This window comes from Streptomyces malaysiensis subsp. samsunensis, assembly GCF_024519315.1.
Taxonomy (GTDB): Bacteria; Actinomycetota; Actinomycetes; order Streptomycetales; family Streptomycetaceae; genus Streptomyces; species Streptomyces malaysiensis.
The window spans coordinates 1-4,583 of the sequence record NZ_JANIIC010000160.1 but is presented as its reverse complement, the minus strand read 5'-3'; the positions used below and the strand labels follow the sequence as shown (position 1 = coordinate 4,583).

Genomic DNA, 4,583 nt, shown 5'->3' with positions numbered 1-4,583 from the left:
CAGTCAGGTTGCGATGCGGATGTGGTGGTATTCGACGCGGAGCACGTCACCGATTCCGCGACCTACCAGCATTCGGTGCGTCCCTCGACGGGATTCGCCCACGTGATCGTCAACGGCGTATCCGTCGTCAGTGAAGGCAGGTTGGAGGAGCATGCCCTGCCTGGGCGACCCGTAAGGGCTTGGCGGTGAGCGCATGCGCGCACACTATTCGGCCGTCACTGAGTGACGGTATCGACGACGAAGTATTTCGCCACCGGAGCAACCGAAGGAGCCCCCGTATGCAGGTCGCGATCGTTCTCTATCAGTACCTCAGCACCTCGGCCTTGCTGGCCTGCTTCCAAGTGCCGGCTCCCTCCTCGGACCGCACCGAGGAGCCCGCCGCCTGAAGCGCCCACCCGCCAGGGTCACAGGCACGGCGCCGGATCGACCCAAGGAAATCTTTTGCCCGTGCCGCCGTCCGGATGATGAGGTGGCACGGTGACCAACCACGATGAGGTGGCGGCCGTCCGACCGTTGACACTGGCTTGGGTGAGCCGACACCTGGAGGTCGGCGAACGGATCGTCGGAACCGAGGCGCTGCACGGCGGCATCACTGCCGAGATGCGGAGGCTGACCATCGGCGCGCGGGACGGAGGCACCCGTGACCTGGTGCTGCGGACCTTCGTCGACGTGGAGCACGCCGAGGACTGGCTGAACAGGGAGGTCGGCGCCCTGACCCTGCTCAGGGGGACCGGCGTGCCGGCTCCTGGACTGGTCGCGGTTGATCCGACCGCCGCGCACTGCGAGTACCCATCGCTCCTGATGACCCATCTGGCGGGGCGGACGGTCCTCGACGATGAGGGGGTGGAGACGCGCGTTCCTCTGTTGGCCCGTCAGCTCGTGGCGATCCACGCGGTGCGGCCCGCCGAGCGGCCCCGGGGATACGTGGCGTTGACGACCGCCGACACCGTCGTCGTTCCGAAGGGCGCCGACGCGGCGGCATGGGCCGCGGCCATCGACGTGATCCGCGAGCCCGCGCCGCCCTATGAGGGGCGGTTCCTGCACCGGGACTTCCAACCCGGCAACGTGCTGTTCGACGTGGAGCCCCCAGGGCCGGCAGGTGCCCGGATCACCGGCGTCGTCGACTGGGCGGGGACCTCCTGGGGGCCGGCGGATCTCGATGTGGCGCACTGCTCCACCAATCTCGCGTTGCTCCACGGCCCGGCGTGGGGTCTGCGGTTCGCTGAGGCGTATGAGGAGGCCGGCGGGGTGCTGGCCGCGGCCCCGAGCGAGCGGCTGTACTGGTGGGTGCGGGACGCACTGGCGTTCTCGGAAGAAGTGCGGTTGGTGTCGCGGCCATGGCGGGAGGCAGGGAGGACGGAGCTGACGGCGCGAGCCGTGGAGGAGCGGCTGGACGCCTATGTCACCGCCCTGATGGACGCGCTGGGCTGAGCCGAGGCGGACCCGGGCGCGGGCCCGGCGGTGAGCGCCGGGCCCGGCTGCCACGTCCGCCGGCCGCGCGCACCGGACGCCGCTCCTTCTCCGGCGGAGATCCGGCGGAGGCCCCTGGGCAGGCAGATCAGTCGAAGAGGGAGAGGTCGATGGATTCCGCGAGGGCCGCGTAGCCTGCGTCGTTACCGTGAAGGCAGTCGCCCATGTGCAGGTCGCCGCGGATGTGGGTGGGGTCGGCGGGGTCGCGCCAGACGGCGTCGAAGTCGAGTACGCCGTCGAAGGCGCCGCTCGTGCGGATCCAGGTGTTGAGCTGCTCGCGCGCCTTGTCGCCCTCGGGCGAGTACATGTCCGAGCCGCCGTAGGGAGCGACGGTCGCGGCATAAGCCTTGGAGCCGTGGGCGCGAGCGCGAGCGGCCAGCTGGAGGTGGGCCGCGATGATGTCGTCCACGGTGACGGGCGCGCCGGGGAACATCGCGAGGAATCCGGCGGTCTCCTCGGTGCGCGGGGTGAAGGCGAAGACGAGGTCGTTGCCCACCGCGATCACCACGTGGCCGAGGCCCGGCGTGGCGAGTATGTCGCGGTCGAAGCGGGCGAGGGCGGCGGTGCCGATGCCGTCGGCGAGCATGCGGTTGCCGCCGATGCCCTGGTTGAGCACGCAGAGCGGCTGTCCACCGTGGGCGGCCAGGCGCTCTGCGAGCAGGTCCGTCCAGCGTCGGTCCGCGCCGGGGGTGGAGCCTATTCCGTCAACGCGAGAGTCACCGATGACGGCGATGGCCTTTGTCGGTGGGTTGGGCTGCACTTCCACGGCCGTGATCAGGGCTTGCGCCGGCAAGGGGGCCGCGTCCGTGGGAAGAGACGCGAGTGCGGTCGTGTCGCCGGGGATGATCCAGCCGAGTGCGTTGAAGGTCCCGTGACAGGTGCATGTGTCGACTCGGTCGGGTAGGTAGAGGCTGATCGTCAGCCGCGACAGCGCGGGGGTACGCAGCTCGACGGGGTCGCTGAGGATCGGCGCGCCCGTCGGTACGGTGGTGGTCAGCTCGCCGCTGAAGGTCACCGCTTGACCGCTTCCGTTCTCGGTCCCGCCGTCGGAGTCCGCGATGGCGACACGGGCGGCGCCGATAGTGAGTGGCGCGGTTCCGTACTCGTTGCTGATGCGGATACGGATGCTGTGTCCGCCGCCGCTGACGCGGACGACTTGCCGCAGCGTCGCGTTCTCGAAGGGTTCGACGCAGCTGACGGAGTTGTCCGGCGCCTGCGGCGAGGCACTCCAGGTGCGGACCCATGCGGACGTGTCCGCGTTCGACCCCTCGGAGCTGGAGGGTTGGGTGATGGCGGCGGTCATGGTCGATGTCCTTCGATTGTCGGTATCGCGGCTGGTGTTGGGGTAGGCGATGCTCGCGGAATGCGGGGTCAAGCGGCTTGACCCGTGGTGATGGAGGGTGCGAGTGGCGCGTTCACGGTCTGCCGCTTCCGGAGCGATGCTCCGGCGCAGATGAGGCCGATCAGGAACGGGTGAACGGCGCCGCGTTCGATCAGGCCGATGATGCCGATGGGGGTCTCACCCGCGGTGAAGATCATCGCGAGGTAGAGCACCGTCGAAAGCAGACCGATCACGCCTATCGTGATCAGCGCCCTTCCCATTCGCGGAGAGCCGCTGATGCGCCGCCATCTGCGTCCGAGCACGATGGCCAGCGCGTTCCCGCCGATGAAGCCGGCGAAGGCGCCCATGCTGTGGAACTCGCCGGTGCCGTCTTCGAGCGCCTCCCCGGATCCGGGAAACAGCGCGAGCAGGACGCCGCCGACGGCCAGCAGCGTCGCGGGTACGAGCGTTGCCCAGCGGCGCCCTCCCGACGGATCGCGCAACGTGGCGACCCCGGCCAGGATCGTGATCCCGAAGAGGAAGAAGCCAGTGTTCATCACCCAGGCGAGGGGCGAGTACATGTACTGCCCGAACAGGGTCGAGGGCCCGTGGACTCCGAGGTTGCTGATGAAGTGGTGCGTATAGCTGTAGGACGGGTCGGTCCACGCCGCGGCCGCGATGAACTCCCCGAGCAGGAAGATCGCCGGCCCGGCGACCAGGAACGCTCCCGCGGTTCCGCGCCGCGGTGGCAGGTGCGCGTCGGAGGCGGGCCTCTCGTGTCCTGCGGCGTTCATGGGTTCTTCCGGGGTGGCGCGCGAGTGGGTGGTCTCGGTCATGGCCGCTGTCCCTTTCCGCTGGTGGTGCCGGAGTTGGCGCGAGGATCGCCGGAGACCGGCATGGACTCGGTAGTGCCTGCGGCGTCGTTCTCCCGGTCAGCGATGACAGCGGCGGCCATTGCGGAATTCGTCGGCGCCGGAGCTGTCGCGCGACGGGGCCAGGACCTCGTGGCCAGGAGTTCGGTACCCATCAGAGCGATGAAGGCGGCATGTACGTGATCGCGAGGCCGCCTTCGCTTCACTGACACGATTACTATATCGAGACTACTTTTACTGTCAATGTAGGTAGTGTTCGAGGGTAGAGTGAACGCATGGTGGATGGAGCGGCGGTTGGGCGACGCGAGCGCAAGAAGGCGGCAACGCGGGCGGCGATCCTCGAGGCGGCGACGACGCTCTTCCTCGCGCGCGGCTTCGACGCGGTGACAGTGCGCGAGATCGCGGATGAGGCCGATGTGTCACCCAAGACGGTCTTCACGCACTTCCCCCACAAGGAGGCACTTGTCTTCAGCGACGAAGGCGAGCGGCATGAACGCCTCATTGCCGCGGTGAGTGGCCGCTTGCCGGGGACCACGATCTCCGACGCGCTGAAGGCCCATTACCTCTCCGAGATCGCCGAGCTCCAATCCGAGCCCCAGCGCCAGATTCTCGCCCTCATGGAGGACACACCGGCCCTGATCGACTACGCGGAGAAGATGTGGTTGCGCCACGAGGATGCCCTGGTCGCGGCGATCACCGAGGAACTCGGGCTGGAGGAGCCGAGTGATGAGATCCGCCTCTACGTCCGGTTCGCCTTGCAGATCCAGCTCGTAGCCACCCGCGAGGCCGATCCCGCGCCGACCATCGACGCGGGATTCCGACTCCTCGACAAGGGCTGGGCGTCCTACGGCGACCCCGGAGGGGATGACGCGCAGCCGTGAAGGTGCGCGGAGCAACGTCATCGCTTCGGCGATGAGGAG

At 68.6% G+C, this 4,583-nt stretch carries 4 protein-coding genes and 1 pseudogene; 3 read left to right on the top strand and 2 right to left on the bottom strand.

Going from position 1 to position 4,583, the window contains the following annotated elements:
• Nucleotides 1-189: pseudogene (locus NQU54_RS48080) on the top strand (amidohydrolase family protein); the annotation flags it as partial.
• Between the two features lie 288 nt (nucleotides 190-477).
• Nucleotides 478-1,431: a phosphotransferase family protein gene (locus NQU54_RS48075; protein WP_257636574.1), complete on the top strand. Its 954-nt coding sequence runs from the start codon at nucleotides 478-480 to the stop codon at nucleotides 1,429-1,431.
• 127 nt (nucleotides 1,432-1,558) lie between these two features.
• Here NQU54_RS48075 and NQU54_RS48070 read toward each other — a convergent pair whose 3' ends face one another.
• Nucleotides 1,559-2,773: an SGNH/GDSL hydrolase family protein gene (locus NQU54_RS48070; protein ID WP_257636573.1), complete on the bottom strand. Its 1,215-nt coding sequence runs from the start codon at nucleotides 2,771-2,773 to the stop codon at nucleotides 1,559-1,561.
• A gap of 68 nt (nucleotides 2,774-2,841) precedes the next feature.
• Entirely contained in the window at nucleotides 2,842-3,627 is a 786-nt protein-coding gene (locus NQU54_RS48065; protein WP_257636572.1) for a DUF998 domain-containing protein, read from the bottom strand.
• Nucleotides 3,628-3,938: 311 nt separating this feature from the next.
• Here NQU54_RS48065 and NQU54_RS48060 point away from each other — a divergent pair, with 311 nt between their 5' ends.
• Entirely contained in the window at nucleotides 3,939-4,544 is a 606-nt protein-coding gene (locus NQU54_RS48060) for a TetR/AcrR family transcriptional regulator (protein WP_257636571.1), read from the top strand.
• The last annotated feature ends 39 nt before the right edge of the window (nucleotides 4,545-4,583 follow it).

Coding starts and splice junctions, on each gene's coding strand:
- NQU54_RS48070 (WP_257636573.1), bottom strand. CDS start 2,773: ATGACCGCCGCCATCACCCAACCCTCCAGCTCCGAGGGGTCGAACGCG.
- NQU54_RS48065 (WP_257636572.1), bottom strand. CDS start 3,627: ATGACCGAGACCACCCACTCGCGCGCCACCCCGGAAGAACCCATGAAC.
- NQU54_RS48060 (WP_257636571.1), top strand. CDS start 3,939: ATGGTGGATGGAGCGGCGGTTGGGCGACGCGAGCGCAAGAAGGCGGCA.